The organism is Herbiconiux sp. FW305-C-125, assembly GCF_058783455.1.
On sequence record NZ_JBYSYO010000007.1, the window covers coordinates 56,207 to 70,273 of the forward strand.

Sequence of the window (14,067 nt, forward strand, 5' to 3'; positions counted from 1 at the left end):
GCTCTGAGAACTCCCCCTCTGTCATCGTGCCTGAGAGTTTCACGTCGCGGGACGACGCTTTCACCGTGGGCGAGCCGCTGGCAATGCTGCGGACTGCTTTCCAGAGTGGCCAGTTCGAGGCGGTACGAGGACCTGAGAGATTATCGGGGAGGATTGCTCCTTCGGTGCCGTTCCACGAAGGGTTCGGCTCTCCCGCGTCGGACTAATGACCGGCGGTATTCAGTTGGATGGTGCTACGCCACCGAGCATAGCGCGCCCGGGTGTCGCGCGGCTCACTCCGCGCCGGTTCCGCCCTGGTTCCGGCGCAGCACGAGCACCACGATCGCGGCGATGACACCGAGCCCGGCCAGCGCGATCAGCACGACGACCGGCCAGGGCAGCGCGGGGGCGGGTTCGTTCGGGGCATCCGTCGCCGGGGCGCTCTCCGCAGCCGCCGTCGCGAGTGGTGCGGGTGCGGCGGTCGCGGTCGCGGCGGGTGACCCCGCCGTCGCCGGCGGAGTGGCGGTGGCCGTCGGGCCGCCGTCGGGCTCCCCCGACCAGGCCTCGCCGCAGACGGGCGGGTCGGTCAGTCCGTCGTGCGCGCCGTCCTGCGAGGCGGGTTCGTAGTCGAAGTCGTACTGGCCGGAGGTGGGGTGCCCATCGGAGGAGACCACCTGCCAGAGCACGACGTAGCCCCCTGCGAGACCGAGCGCGACAGGGGCGGCGACCGAGGTGCCCTCGATCGACACGCATCCGGACTCGTAGTGCAGGCCCTCGCTGTCGACGACCTGCACCGCGAATCCGCTGGTGTCGTCGCCGATGGTGATGAGCGCGTCCGAGAAGGTGAGCGAGACGGTGCCCGGGTCGGTGGTGACCGAGTCGCCCGCGGCGGGTGAGGACGACTCGAGCGCGTCGTGCGCCTGGGCGGCGGCGGGACCGGCCAGCAGCAGAGCGCCGATCCCGATCGCTGCGGCACCGAGGGCGACGAGTCGGAGAACGGATCGCGGTCGGCTGCTCGAGATGCTCACCCGACAACGATACGGGGTCGGTGCTCGGGTCAGCTGCGGCGCAGACGGTACTGGTTCACGACCGGGCAGTCGAAGGGATCGGGCGCAGCCTTGCCCACCCGGTTCATGTACGCCACGACAGCGGCGTGCGCCTCGAGCAGCGACGTCTGGGTGTAGGGGATCTTGTGGGTGGCGCAGTACTCCTGCACGATGGGCCGCGCCTTCAGGAGGTTCGGGCGGGCCATGTTCGGGAAGAGGTGGTGCTCGACCTGGAGGTTGAGCCCGCCCATGAACACGGTCATGCCCCAGCCGCCCGCGATGTTGCGGGAGGAGAGCACCTGCTTGCTGAGGAAGTCGATGCGGGAGCCCGCCGGGAACACGGTCATGCCGACGTGGTTCGGGGCGAACGACGCCCCCATGTAGAGGCCGAACACGGCCAGCTGCACACCGATGAAGGCGAAGGCCATGCCGAGCGGCAGGAAATAGAAGATGACGGCGAGGTAGGCGATCAGGCGGATGCCGATGAACCACAGCTCGAGCCGACGGCCCTCCACCGGGCGGCGGCTCAACAAAGTCCTGAACGAGTGGTAGTGCAGGTTGAAGCCCTCGAGGAGCAGCAGCGGATAGAGGAGGAAGCCCTGCCTGCGGGTCAGCCACGCCATCGGGCCGCGGCGGGTGGCCGCATCCTCTTCGAGGAAGGACACGACGTCGATGTCGATGTCCGGGTCTTTGCCGACGACGTTGGGGTTGCCGTGATGGCGCGTGTGCTTCGACATCCACCAGGTGTAGCTCATGCCCACGAACGCGGTGGCGAGGGTGCGGCCGGCGCGGTCGTTGGCGGGCCCGGACTCGAACACCTGGCGGTGACTTGCCTCGTGCGCGAGGAACGCGAACTGCGTGAAGATGATGCCGAGGCCGCCGGCGATGAGCAGCTGGTACCAGGATTCACCGAGCAGCACGAACCCGGTGGCGGCACCGCCGAGAGCGAGCACGAGCGCGGCGAACATGACGATGTAGAAGGTGCGCCGCTTGCGGAGCAGCCCTACGTCGCGCACGGTGGCGAGGAGCTCGGAGTAGGCGGCGGTCGGATGCGCGGCGCCCGCTTTGCGGGGCGCGGTGGCGCGGACGTTCGAGGTGGACAAGACGGTCACGGGACCTGCTCACTGGTGTCGGGTTCGACTTCCCAGCCGGGTGTTCGAGCGGATGCCCACTTCAGATGCCCTCACGCTACGGGCCGAACCTGCGTATTGCCCCGGCAGACGGCAAAGAACCCGTGCGGCCAGCGGCCGACACGGGTTCTTCGGGGTGGTGGGGCGAGACTACGCGCTGACCGGCGTGATGTTCTCGGCCTGGAGGCCCTTGCGGCCCTGGGTGACGTCGAAGCTGACGCGCTGGTTCTCTTCGAGGTTCTTGTAACCGCTGCCGCTGATGCCGGAGTGGTGAGCGAACACGTCCTCGCCACCGTCATCGGGCGAGATGAAGCCGAAGCCCTTTTCGGAGTTGAACCATTTCACGGTACCTGTAGGCATTGTTTTCTCATTTCGAGGTAAGCGGCCCCGCTTGTCGAGGCCTACCGTCGCGGTGTACTTTGTTCCGCTCCTCAGAAATGCAAGTCCTCGCCGGCGTGAAACACCGGCAAAAGACCCTATTCAAGATTCATGGGTCACACAACAACTGAATCCAGCTTAGCGGCCGGTCGCCCGTTTGGCTACGAATGCGCTGTGATCGATGCTCCGAGCCGTATCCTTTAGAATTCGACGTGGCCGGGTCGATCCGGTGCATCGCGCAGCTCACCGCGCACTCCTGAAAGGTCGCAGATCATCAGCCCGCTAAGCATCCCGAGCCCCGATCCCGCGTTCGCCGTCTTCAACATCTGGATCTTCCAGATCCACATCTACGCGTTGTTCATCCTGGCCGGCATCATCGTCGCGATGATCATCGTGAACCGGCGCCTGACCAAGCGCGGCGGTGAGCCGGGCATCGTGATCGACATCGTGCTCTGGGCCGTCCCCCTCGGCATCATCGGGGCACGGTTCTACCACGTGTTCACGCACATCGGCGACTACTTCTATCCCGGCGCGAACCTCTGGAACGTGTTCGCCATCTGGGACGGCGGGAACGCCCTCTACGGTTCGCTGATCGGCGGCGCGATCGGCGCCTGGATCGGCTGCCGCATCACGGGCATCCGACTCTGGTCGTTCGCGGACGCGCTGGCGCCCGCGATGCTCGTCGCCCAGGCGATCGGCCGCCTCGGCAACTACTTCAACCACGAGCTCTTCGGCCTGCCGACCACGCTTCCCTGGGGCCTCGAGATCGAGTCGACCAACGCGAAGTTCCCGACGGGCCTGGCCGACGGCACCCTGTTCCACCCGCTGTTCCTCTACGAGATCATCTGGAACCTGGTCGGTGTGGCGCTCCTGCTGCTGATCGAGCGCCGGTTCCACCTGCGCTGGGGACGCCTGTTCGCGCTCTACCTCGTCTGGTACGGGCTCGGCCGTAGCTGGCTCGAAGCCATCCGCATCGATCCGTCGAGCGACGGCTTCCTCGGCATCCCGGCCAACGTCTGGGCCTCGTTCGCCGCGGTCGTGCTCGGCATCGTGCTATTCATCGTGCAGGGTCGGCGGCACCCCGGCCTCGAGATCTCGGTGTACCGGGAAGGTCGCGGGCCGAAGGGCGTCGCGTCGCCCGAGGAGCAGGCCGAGGCAGAGGCTGCCGCGGCGGCCGAGCGCTGGACCGACGAGGAACTCGCCGGCACCGCGGTGACCGCCGGCGGCGGGGCGGCAGCGAACCCGGAGTCGGCGTCCGGGAGCGACAGCACGAAGTAGGGCGCCCGCCCCCTCTTCACTCCGCCCTCGCGGGGTGGCACCATGGGTGCATCTCTGCGGGAAGGGCGGCCATGTCGATCATCCAGACGACTCCGGAATCGGAGGCGACCGGCCTGGTCGCCGAGCAGTACGAGAGCGATCGCGCCACGCTCGGGAGCGTCGCCGCGTACACGCGCGTGATGGCGGTCAATCCCGAGGCGGTCGTCGCGTTCGAGAACCTGGTGCGGGCCATCGTGTCGTCGATGGACCTCCGCCGCTACGAACTCGTCACTCTCGCCGCCGCACGCGGCGCCCGTTCGAAGCACTGCCGGCTCGCCCACGGCAACCGCAGCCTCGCGCTCGGCCTGTTCGACGAGGAGGCGCTCGAGCGCATCGCCCGCTCCCCTGCTGACGAGGGCGAGGCGGCCGGGCTGTCAGCGGCCGAGATCGCGATGATGGCGTTCGCCGAGAAGGTGAGCACGGATGCGTCGTCGATGACGGATGCCGACTCCCTGGCGCTCCGCGAACACGGCTTCTCCGACCGTGAGATCGTCGACATCGCGCTGGCCGCCGCGGTGCGAAACTACTACGCCAAGGCGGTGCAGGCGCTGGCGGTCGAGGTGGAGCCGCCGGCCACGCTGCCCGAATCGTTGCGCGCCGCGCTCCTCAGCGGTCTCTGAGCGGCCCCGGGCAGCGCCTCGACGGTCGCAGACCGGCGCGCATCCGCTGTCTCGCTCAGCGCGCGGCCAGGGTCGCCGCGCCGGTGGCCGCCTGCACTTCGGGCGGCAGGTCGTGCAGCCGTCGGCGGTCGCGGATGGCCACGAACCCGACGCACACCACCCACACGAGCCACGGGAAGGTCGCGAGCATCGCGTTCGCCGCGCCGCCCGCGGCGAAGAAGGAGTCGGGGCTGGTGCCGCCGAACATCGTGGGGACGGCGAGCAGGTTGAGCGCGGCGGTGGTGTACGCCACCCAGCCGGTCCAGGCGGGGAGGGCGCCGGAGGCGAGGATCACGTACCCGGATGCGGCGGCGAGCAGGGCGTTGAGCGCGCATCCGATCGAGCCGAACATGAGGGTGTGACCGACCGTGAGAGCCCGGAGCGACGACGCGTCGGGGGTGAGGTTCGTGGTGTCGAGGGCGGTGCCGCCCTCCATGGCGTCGCCCACCAGGGTCACGCCGATGAACAGCAGACCGGCGCCGAACGCCAGGTCGGCCACCCACTGAAGGTCGGGACGGGTGTGGGTGATGATCTGGCGGAAACCGCCGAGGAAGACGATGAGCGCCGCCATCAGGAAGGTGTCGATGAGGATGGTGACGAGCGTCTGGTTGGCCGTGGCGGCCATGAACTGCTCCAGCGCGGTGGAGTCGTCGAGGGCGGGGCGCGCGCCGACGAGCAGCACCTGCACGAGGAACTCGGCGAGGGTGAGCGCCGCCACGGTGAGGGCGGCGAGGCCGGTCCACAACCGCACGTCGGGGTTCAGTTTGCCGTTCTTCACGACGGTGATCATGTGGGTGTGCATGCCGGGTCCCCGTTCCCTCTCGTCGGCCCTCATCCGCCTCCGACAGTAGCAACGCGCGCGGTCAGGTGCGGGCGGGCTCGCCCGGGAAGCCGTGGAAGAGGCCGTCCGGGTCGAAGGCCGCGCGCAGGTGCTCCACCCGCTCGCGGTCGGCGAAGGTGAAGGAGCGGGCCACCCGCGAGGGGTTCCGACGGATGTCGGACTCGCTCAGGAAGTGCCCCGTCGTCACGGGGAGCAGCGCGTCGGCGACCTCGTCGAGCCAGGCGCGGTTGGCGGCGTCGGCGGCCGGGTCGTCCCAGATGACGTAGACGATGAGGAGGGTGCGGTCGTGCATCCCGTAGGCCGCTTCGCCGCGCGGCAGGAGGTCGGCGCCGCGGCCGTTCGCGGGCATGCCGGCGAGCACGTAGCTCTTACCCGAGGGAGCGCGTACCATCAGGGCGGCGAGAGGTTCGGCGGCGTCGTGGAGGTCGAGGTCGGTCCAGAAGGTGTCGGCGAGGTAGCGCGCGCCCTCGGGGTAGGTGGCGTCGACCGCGTGGTGCAGCTGGTCGAAGGCGGCGGGGGCGGCATCGAGGTGGTCGAGCACCGTGAGGGTGGCGGGAACGGATGCGGTGAGCGGCGCGAGCGCCGCCGTCGCCTCGACCTCGTCGGCGGCGAACACGGTCGCGGCGACGCCGACCACGTACGGGTGCTCGCCGGCGCCCGGCCGGTCGGGGCCCGCAGTGACGAGCGACACCTCGACGTTCGAGGGGAGCTGCGGTGACGCGTCCGTGATCCACTCGGTCACCGCACCGAGTTCAGCCAGCGGGAACTGCCAGGTCGAGACCCGGATGGCCGCCGGGAGCGGCTGCAGGGCGAGTTCGAATTCGATGACGAGGCCCGGGAAGCCGGGGCCGGCGCCCCGCGCCAGCCAGAACCAGTCGGCGTTCTCGTCGGCGGTGGCGTCGAGGACGCGGCCCTCGGCGGTGACGATGCGCACGCGGGTCACCGAGAAGCAGGCGGGGAGCCAGTGACCCCAGTTGACCCCGAGTCCGCCGCCGAGAAGGAATCCGCCGACGCCGGGGTTGCCGCAGTGTCCCACCGGGAACGCCAGCCCGACGGCGGCGAGCATCGCCGACAGCTGCGCGCCGCGGACGGCGGGCCCGACGATCACCGTGCGGCCGGCGACGTCGATTCGCACGCTGTCGAAGGCTTCGAGGTCGACCAGCACACCGTCGCCGCGCACCGACGACGCGACCCAGCTGTGCCCGCCCGAGCGCACCGCGATGCGCTGCCCCTCCTCACGGGCGGCGCGCACGATCTCGACGACGTCCTCCTCCGTCTCGGGGAACACGATCGCGTCGGGTGCGTACCCCGCGGCGTCCGCTCCTGCGCCCACTGCAGCGTCGACCCGGTTGAAGAGCCCGTCGGCGACGGCGCCATCGAACCCGGCGTCGCCCCTCAGCAGCCCGGCGGGCCGCTCGCCGTGCTGATCGGCGTGCCGTTCGTGCATCCGTGCCCCCTCGCGAGCCGCTCGTCAGAGGGACGGTCTCGATGGGCCGACACTAGCCCGCCCGAGCTCGGCCGCTCTCCCCCCAGAACGGGCCGAAATCAGGCATGAGCAGTTCACGACGTCCTACTCGACGTTGCCCCCTTCCCCCGCACGATCGGCGCACCGAATCCGTCGTAGGTGCCTTGACACATTAGTGCGATCGTCAGCATGAAACTCAGCGAGTGACGCACGGATTCATCGTGCAGATCTTCCGGCGCGGTCGCTTCCAGGATCCATCGGGGGTGGCCGTCGGTTCTCAGCAGGCGCACGGCGCGGGTCTTGTTGATAGCGATCCTGGCGCGGCGTGCATCGAGTCTCCGCCGAAAGTACAGGACGTGCTCGACGCGACGCTCAGCGGTGAGATCGTCGCCTTTCGCGAGCCGAACCCTCTTCTGCTCGAGCCACTTCTGCCACTCCTGATCGACCAGTTCGTCGAGTCGCGCGCGTTCCACCATGTCAGTCCTCAGGCCGCCACTGCTGGCTGCTTTTCCCCATGATCGCACTTATCGACTCGACTGTGGCCTCGTTCAGCCGATGAGGCATGCGAACCCGCGGTGCGACGCCGACAGCTATGTCACGAACGGACGGTCGCGCGGGGAGACTCTCCCTACGCCACCTGCAGCGGGGTGATCTCCGTCAATCGATCCCGCAGCACTCGACGTTCGAGCCGCAGCTCGTAGTTCGACTGCAGATTCATCCAGAACTCCTCTGACGTCCCGAAGTACCGCGCGAGTCGAATCGCCGTGTCAGCCGAGATCCCGCGCTTGCCGTGCACGATCTCGTTGATCCGCCGCGGCGGCACGCCGATAGATACGGCCAGCTTGTTCTGCGTGATCCCGAATCCCCCGATGAAGTCCTCCATCAGGATCTCCCCCGGATGGATCGGCTCGATCAGGTCGGCCTCAGTGGTAATCGACGAGCTCGACATCTTCCGCACCTCCATCTCTCCACACGAAGCAGATCCGCCATTGAGAATTGACTCGAATGCTGTGCTGGCCACGACGGTCGCCGACGAGCCGCTCCAGCCGGTTTCCCGGTGGAACGCGCAGATCTTCGACATCCTTGGCCGCATGGATCAACTCGAGCTTCCGCAAGGTCGCCCGCTGCACCGTCCGGTCAACGCCTTTGACGTACTGCTGCTCCCAGATCCGTTCGGTGTCCTTGCCACCAAACGATCTGATCACCCTCCGATTATATAACGCGAAGCGTTAATGACGCTACTCGTTACCCGCGAGCCAAACGACCTGATGCAATGACGCGGCTGCTCGACGCGGATGCAGCACGGCGTCTGCCACGGTGGCGATCATGGTAATAACGAAGGCCGCCGGATGGTCGTGCCAAGATCGCGAACCACTCACTAGTCGCCTCACGACGTACCGGAGCTGGACGTACTTTCAGCTGTCGTGCCGCTGCCGTCAGCACAACGGATGCATGCTGCACGGTGGCGATTCGGGCGCAAGGGAAACGGTCAGGCACGCCGGCGCAGGAGGGCGCCCGCCATGACGAAGACGCCGCCCAGCCCCACCACGAGCGCGCTCACGCCGTAGGCGAGCACGGAGGTCATCAGCGCTGTGCGCAGGGCGGCGGCCGTCGAGAGCGACAGGCTGTGTTTGCGCAGCTCGGCAGCCTCATCGCTCTTCCCGTCGACGCCTCGCAGTGCCTCCGAGATGTCGGCGAAGGTGCGCCCGCCGGCACCCTTCTCGGCATTGCCCTTGATCACCTCGGCCTCGGCGAATGCCGATACCGGGCCGTGCACGCGTGCCCCAGGCAGGATGCGGGCGTTCGGCGGAACCGTGATCTTCTCCGCTCGCAGCTGTGCAGTGACCGCGGCCCACGCTCCTGCTCCCGCAGCCACGAACAGCGAGCCCGCCACGACGAGAAGTCCGCCTGCGCCCCGTGTTCCGTCGCCTGCACCTGCTGCCGTCATCGGCCGTCCTTTCCTCGAGCGGATACCCTCGGCCGACGCACACGACGCAGCCCGGTCACTGTTCGCGATCATAGGCGCACCCGGCCGACGCCGCGGCCGTCCGGGGCGTTTTAGTGGGGACGCCTCGCCCCCACTCCACTCGGACGAACTGAATCGCCTCTGCTTGCTTCCCTTCGTCCACGGCGTCACGGCCGGTCGACGCGGATGATGCCGAGCGCCGCGAGGGTACCGACGACTGCACCGACGCACATGAAAAGGATTCCGGAGACTCGGTAGAACGTCGTCGTCCATGGCCGCGGTGCCATTCGTTTGCGAAGGCGCTTTCCGAGCGGATAGTTGCCGAGGTTCCACCTGTACGCGCGGATGACGATGTCGGGCCGAAAAGCGAAGAGCGCTCCCAGTAGCAAGGCGAAGACGCCCCAGCAGACGACGAAGACCTGTGGGCTCATCAGGAGTGCCTGTGATCAGTTGTTGAAGCGGAACTCGACGACGTCGCCGTCCTGCATCACGTAGTCCTTGCCCTCGATGCGCGCCTTGCCCTTCGCGCGGGCCTCGGCGATCGAGCCGGTCGCCACCAGGTCGTCGAACGAGATGATCTCCGCCTTGATGAAGCCCTTCTGGAAGTCGGTGTGGATCACCCCGGCCGCCTGCGGTGCCGTCCAGCCCTTGCCGATCGTCCAGGCGCGGGCCTCCTTCGGGCCGGCCGTGAGGTAGGTCTGCAGCCCCAGCGTGTCGAACCCGATGCGCGCGAGCTGGTCGAGGCCGCTCTCCTCCTGGCCGGTCGAGGCGAGCAACTCGGCCGCATCGGCCGGGTCGAGGTCGATCAGCTCGGACTCGAGCTTGGCGTCGAGGAAGATCGCCTGCGCCGGCGCGACCAGGGCGGCCAGCGCATCCTTTCGCCCCTGATCGTTCAGGATGGCCTCGTCGACGTTGAACACGTAGATGAACGGCTTGGCCGTGAGCAGCCCGAGCTCTTTGATGGGCGCGAGGTCGATCGACGAGGTCGAGAGCGGCTTACCCGTGTCGAGGTAGGCCCGCGCAGCCTGCGCGGTCGAGAGCACGACGGGGTCGAGCTTCTTGCCACGCACCTCTTTCTCGTAGCGCGCCTCCGCCTTCTCGAGCGTCTGCAGGTCGGCGAGGATCAGCTCGGTGTTGATCGTCTCCATGTCGCTGGCCGCATCGACCTTGCCGTCGACGTGCACCACGTCCGAGTCCTCGAACCCGCGGATGACCTGCGCGATCGCATCCGCCTCACGGATGTTCGCGAGGAACTTGTTGCCGAGCCCCTCGCCCTCGCTCGCACCCTTGACGATGCCCGCGATGTCGACGAACGACACCGGCGCCGGCAGGATGCGCTCGCTCGAGAAGATCTCGGCGAGCTTCTCCAGCCGCGGGTCGGGCAGGTTCACCACGCCCACGTTCGGCTCGATGGTGGCGAACGGGTAGTTCGCCGCCAGGACCTGGTTCTTGGTGAGAGCGTTGAACAGGGTGGACTTGCCCACATTGGGGAGTCCGACGATCGCGATAGTGAGAGCCACGGGCATCCATCCTACCTTCCGGATGCCCGCCCCCACCCCCGAGCCCCTCCTCGCGACCCGTCGAAATCGGCCCTAAAACCACGCGGGAAGGGCCAAAATCGACGGGTCGCGAGGAGGTCAGTTCTGGGGGAAGCCCAGGTTGATGCCGCCGTGCGACGGGTCGAGCCAGCGCGAGGTGATCGCCTTCTCCTGCGTGAAGAAGCGGAACCCGGCCAGCCCGTAGGCCTTCGAGTCGCCGAAGATCGAATCCTTGACTCCGCCGAACGAGTGGTACGCGACCGGCACCGGGATGGGCACGTTGATGCCGATCATCCCGACCTCCACCTCGTTCTGGAACCGCCGCGCCGCCCCGCCGTCGTTCGTGAAGATCGCGGTGCCGTTGCCGTACGCGCCGTTGTTGATGAGCTCCACGCCCTCCTCGTAGGAGTGCACCCGCACCACCGAGAGCACCGGGCCGAAGATCTCGTCGAGGTAGACCCGCGAGGTGATCGGCACGTCGTCGATCAGCGTCGGGCCGAGCCAGAAACCATCGGATGCCCCATCCACCTCGACGCCGCGCCCGTCGACCACCACGGTCGCACCGTCGGCGGCGGCGAGGTCGATGTAAGAGGCGACCTTGTCGCGGTGCACCTCGGTGACGAGCGGGCCCATGTCGCAGTTGCGGCGGCCGTCGCCGATCTTCAGCGTGCCCATCCGCTCGGTGATCTTCGCCACGAGCTCGTCGGCGATGGTGTCGACGGCGACGAGCACCGAGATCGCCATGCAGCGCTCCCCCGCCGACCCGAAGCCGGCGTTGATCGCGGCATCCGCCGCCAGGTCGAGGTCGGCGTCCGGCAGCACCAGCATGTGGTTCTTCGCGCCGCCGAGCGCCTGCACGCGCTTGCCGTTGCGCGCAGCGGTCTCGTAGATGTAGTGCGCGATGGGGGTCGAGCCCACGAACGAGATCGACTTCACATCCTTGTGCTCGAGCAGCCCGTCGACCGCCTCCTTGTCGCCGTGCAGCACGTTGAACACACCGTCGGGCAGCCCTGCCTCCTGGAACAGCGCCGCCAGCCAGTTCGCCGCCGACGGGTCCTTCTCGCTGGGCTTCAGCACCACCGTGTTGCCCGCCGCGATCGCGATCGGGAAGAACCACATCGGCACCATCGCCGGGAAGTTGAACGGCGAGATGATGCCCACCACGCCGAGCGGCTGCTTGGTGGAGTAAACGTCGACCCCGGTGGACACGTTCTCGGAGTACTCGCCCTTGATCAGGTGCGGGAACCCGGTGGCGAGCTCCACCACTTCGAGGCCGCGCGTGATCTCGCCCGCCGCGTCGCTCAGCACCTTCCCGTGCTCGCTGGTCAGGATCTCGGCCAGCTCGCCGCGACGCGCGTTCAGCAGCTCGCGGAAGGCGAAGAGCACCTGCTGCCGCTTCGCGATCGACGTGTCGCGCCACCCCGGGAAGGCCGCTTTCGCCGCCGCGACCGCCACGTCGATCTCGGCCTGGTCGGCCAGCGCCACGCTCTTGGTCTGCACCCCGAGCGCCGGGTCGTAGACCGGCGCCGTGCGCCCGCTCGAGCTCACGTACTCCGCCCCGGCCACCCAGTGGTTCACCACGGGCAGCACATCGGACTCGCTCAGAACATCGACGACGGGGCGTGTTTCAGACATGGTTCCCACTTCTTCCTACGAGCTGTTGCAGGCAAGCATAGGTGTTCTCCGCCGTGGCGTGAACGCCAGTGTCGGTGGCCGATGACACACTGTCAGCATGGACGCACTCGCCCCCCTCCTCATCGGTCTCCTGGTCGGAATCGTCGTCGGCGCCGCCGCCGTGTGGTTCGTCCTGCGCGCCCGCACGGCCGTTCCCGCCGACGGAGCGGGCGCCGAGGCGGAGGTGCGCGCCAGGCTCGAGGCCGAGGTGGCCCAGGCGGGCGAACGGATGCGCGAGCTCACCGAAGAGCGCGCCTCACTGCAGAGCAGACTGGCGGCCGCCGACGCCACCACCACCGCCCTGCGGGAGCAGAGCGTGCAGGTGCGCGAGCAGTTCGAGGCACAGCTGCTGTTCTTCCGCGAGCAGTCGCAGGAGCGACTGGCCCAGCAGGAGACCCAGTTCAAAGACCAGATCGCCACCCAGGAGCACCGGCTGGCCGACTTCCAGGAGCGGCTGCGCTCCCTCCAGGAGGCCGAGGCGGCGCGGGTGAAAGAAGACGGCAAGGTGCTTGTGGCGTTGAGCCCGGTGCAGGAGAGCCTGAAGGCGGTGCAGGCCAAGGTGGTCGAGCTCGAGACGCAGCGGCAGCAGCAGTACGGCGAGCTCGCCCAGCAGCTCAAGTCGGCCACCGAGTCGGAGGAGCGGCTGCGGTCGACGGCCGAGTCGCTCGCGTCGGCGCTCCGCTCGAACAGCACGCGCGGCGTGTGGGGCGAGACGCAGCTGCGGAGCGTCGTCGAGGCGGCCGGGCTCATCGAGCGGGTCGACTTCGACGTGCAGACGAGCATCCTCAGCGACTCGGGCGCCGGGCGCCCCGACATGGTGGTGCACCTGCCCGGCGGCAAGAACATCGCCGTCGACGCGAAGGTGCCGTTCGACGCGTACCTCGAGGCGTCGACCATCGCGGCGTCGGCCACGGGTCTCGAGGGCGAACGCCGGGCACAGCTGATGAAGAAGCACGTGAAGGCGCTCCGCGACCACATCACGGCGCTCGGCACCAAGGGCTACTGGAACGGGCTGGAGGCGTCGCCCGAACTCGTGATCGCGTTCATCCCGAGCGAGTCGCTCGTCTCGAGCGCGCTCGAGGCCGACCCCTCGATCATGGAGTTCGCCTTCGGCAAGAAGGTGGCGCTGGCGTCGCCGGTGACCCTGTGGTCGGTGCTCAAGACGGTCGCGTTCAGCTGGCAGCAGGACGTGCTCACCCAGGAGGCGCGCCAGCTCTTCGACCTCAGCCAGCAGCTCTACACCCGGCTCGGCAAGACGGCGCAGCACATCGACAAGCTCGGCCGCACGATCGACCGCACGGTGAAGGACTACAACGCCTTCATCGGTTCATTCGAGCGCCAGGTCTTCCCCACCGCACGCAAGCTGGCGGCCCTCAGCAGCGAGAACCTCTTCCCCGAGCTCGCCGCCATCGAGGAGGCCCCTCGCGAGGTCACGGGCCGCGAGCTCCTCGCCGAGCTCGAGTCCCCCACCCCCGAGCAGCAGCCCGCCCCCACCCCGCCCCTGGTGGTCGTGACCTCCGACCCCGCGGCCACCCCCGACGCCGCAGCCGCCCCGCACCCCTCGGCCCGCCCCGACACGGATGACACGTCCTCCCCCGAACGCCCCGACCCCGACGCGACCACATCCGAGCACCCCGACGACCCCGATAACGCGACCAGGACCGAGAACTCGAACGGCCCCGACGTCGACCTCGAGGTGGCGGAGGCGGAGTCGTCGACGGACCCCGACAACGACCGCGCAGCGGAGGAGTCCGACGACGAGCGCGCAGCGGAGGTCGAGCGCACCATCGCCGAGCTCGATGCCCTCGGCCGGGGCGCGTCGCTCCGCGACGCCGCCTTCCTCGAGACCGAGCACGACCGAGTCATCGAGCTCGACCTCGACCTCGACGACCGCTCCGGCACCACAGGCCCGTAGCCCCGGTCAACTCCGAACCCACGGCCAAGGCGGGAGGCGAAGCCTCCTCGCCGCCCCACCCGTGGGTCAACGAGAGCTGGCGGGATGGCGGTTTCGGGTTCACGCCGCCTTTGAGCTCCGCTCAACCCTTAGGCGGGAACCCGAAACCGCCATCCCGCC

At 68.5% G+C, this 14,067-nt stretch carries 15 protein-coding genes and 2 riboswitches; of the genes, 3 read left to right on the forward strand and 12 right to left on the reverse strand.

Annotation, left to right across the window (positions count from 1 at the left end):
- Positions 1–11: 11 nt before the first annotated feature.
- Positions 12–109: riboswitch (glycine riboswitch) on the reverse strand.
- A gap of 1 nt (position 110) precedes the next feature.
- A riboswitch (glycine riboswitch) is annotated at positions 111–205 on the reverse strand.
- 67 nt (positions 206–272) lie between these two features.
- The 3 genes from AC3WLB_RS16925 to AC3WLB_RS16935 all read right to left on the reverse strand — a co-directional run bounded on the left by AC3WLB_RS16925 (position 273) and on the right by AC3WLB_RS16935 (position 2,515).
- Entirely contained in the window at positions 273–1,007 is a 735-nt protein-coding gene (locus tag AC3WLB_RS16925; protein WP_492507956.1) for a copper resistance CopC family protein, read from the reverse strand.
- Positions 1,008–1,036: 29 nt separating this feature from the next.
- Positions 1,037–2,137 (reverse strand): fatty acid desaturase, encoded by a 1,101-nt coding sequence (locus tag AC3WLB_RS16930; RefSeq protein ID WP_022897772.1) that lies wholly within the window; start codon positions 2,135–2,137, stop codon positions 1,037–1,039.
- A 168-nt stretch (positions 2,138–2,305) separates the two neighbouring features.
- The gene (locus tag AC3WLB_RS16935; protein ID WP_022897771.1) at positions 2,306–2,515 is read right to left on the reverse strand and encodes a cold-shock protein; all 210 of its coding nucleotides are present in this window, start codon (positions 2,513–2,515) and stop codon (positions 2,306–2,308) included.
- Positions 2,516–2,803: 288 nt separating this feature from the next.
- Between AC3WLB_RS16935 and lgt the strand changes: the two genes are divergently transcribed.
- Together lgt and AC3WLB_RS16945 are read left to right on the forward strand one after the other, a co-directional pair.
- Positions 2,804–3,811, forward strand: coding sequence for a prolipoprotein diacylglyceryl transferase (gene lgt, locus AC3WLB_RS16940; protein WP_492508195.1), 1,008 nt, complete (start codon positions 2,804–2,806; stop codon positions 3,809–3,811).
- Between the two features lie 71 nt (positions 3,812–3,882).
- Positions 3,883–4,470, forward strand: coding sequence for a carboxymuconolactone decarboxylase family protein (locus tag AC3WLB_RS16945; RefSeq protein ID WP_492507958.1), 588 nt, complete (start codon positions 3,883–3,885; stop codon positions 4,468–4,470).
- Positions 4,471–4,525: 55 nt separating this feature from the next.
- On the opposite strand, the gene AC3WLB_RS16950 is transcribed toward AC3WLB_RS16945, so the two are convergent.
- From AC3WLB_RS16950 to AC3WLB_RS16990, 9 genes are all read right to left on the reverse strand, one after another.
- Positions 4,526–5,311, reverse strand: coding sequence for a hypothetical protein (locus AC3WLB_RS16950; RefSeq protein ID WP_492507960.1), 786 nt, complete (start codon positions 5,309–5,311; stop codon positions 4,526–4,528).
- Positions 5,312–5,372: 61 nt separating this feature from the next.
- On the reverse strand, positions 5,373–6,797 hold the full coding sequence (locus AC3WLB_RS16955) for an FAD-binding oxidoreductase (RefSeq protein ID WP_492507962.1): 1,425 nt from the start codon (positions 6,795–6,797) through the stop codon (positions 5,373–5,375).
- Positions 6,798–6,910: 113 nt separating this feature from the next.
- The gene (locus AC3WLB_RS16960; protein WP_492507964.1) at positions 6,911–7,291 is read right to left on the reverse strand and encodes a ribonuclease E inhibitor RraB; all 381 of its coding nucleotides are present in this window, start codon (positions 7,289–7,291) and stop codon (positions 6,911–6,913) included.
- Between the two features lie 152 nt (positions 7,292–7,443).
- The gene (locus AC3WLB_RS16965) at positions 7,444–7,764 is read right to left on the reverse strand and encodes a HigA family addiction module antitoxin (protein ID WP_031281704.1); all 321 of its coding nucleotides are present in this window, start codon (positions 7,762–7,764) and stop codon (positions 7,444–7,446) included.
- On the reverse strand, positions 7,739–8,020 hold the full coding sequence (locus tag AC3WLB_RS16970) for a type II toxin-antitoxin system RelE/ParE family toxin (protein WP_492507967.1): 282 nt from the start codon (positions 8,018–8,020) through the stop codon (positions 7,739–7,741). Before AC3WLB_RS16970 ends, AC3WLB_RS16965 begins: the two co-directional genes overlap by 26 nt.
- A gap of 284 nt (positions 8,021–8,304) precedes the next feature.
- Positions 8,305–8,763: an aromatic ring-opening dioxygenase LigA gene (locus tag AC3WLB_RS16975; protein WP_492507969.1), complete on the reverse strand. Its 459-nt coding sequence runs from the start codon at positions 8,761–8,763 to the stop codon at positions 8,305–8,307.
- A gap of 185 nt (positions 8,764–8,948) precedes the next feature.
- Complete coding sequence (locus AC3WLB_RS16980) at positions 8,949–9,212, reverse strand: hypothetical protein (protein WP_492507971.1); 264 nt, start codon at positions 9,210–9,212, stop codon at positions 8,949–8,951.
- 15 nt (positions 9,213–9,227) lie between these two features.
- Positions 9,228–10,301: a redox-regulated ATPase YchF gene (ychF, locus tag AC3WLB_RS16985; protein ID WP_492507973.1), complete on the reverse strand. Its 1,074-nt coding sequence runs from the start codon at positions 10,299–10,301 to the stop codon at positions 9,228–9,230.
- A gap of 117 nt (positions 10,302–10,418) precedes the next feature.
- Positions 10,419–11,954 carry a CoA-acylating methylmalonate-semialdehyde dehydrogenase gene (locus AC3WLB_RS16990; RefSeq protein ID WP_492507975.1) on the reverse strand — a complete coding sequence of 512 codons (1,536 nt, stop codon included), beginning with the start codon at positions 11,952–11,954 and terminating at the stop codon, positions 10,419–10,421.
- Between the two features lie 97 nt (positions 11,955–12,051).
- Between AC3WLB_RS16990 and AC3WLB_RS16995 the strand changes: the two genes are divergently transcribed.
- Positions 12,052–13,908 (forward strand): DNA recombination protein RmuC, encoded by a 1,857-nt coding sequence (locus AC3WLB_RS16995; protein WP_492507977.1) that lies wholly within the window; start codon positions 12,052–12,054, stop codon positions 13,906–13,908.
- Positions 13,909–14,067 lie beyond the last annotated feature (159 nt).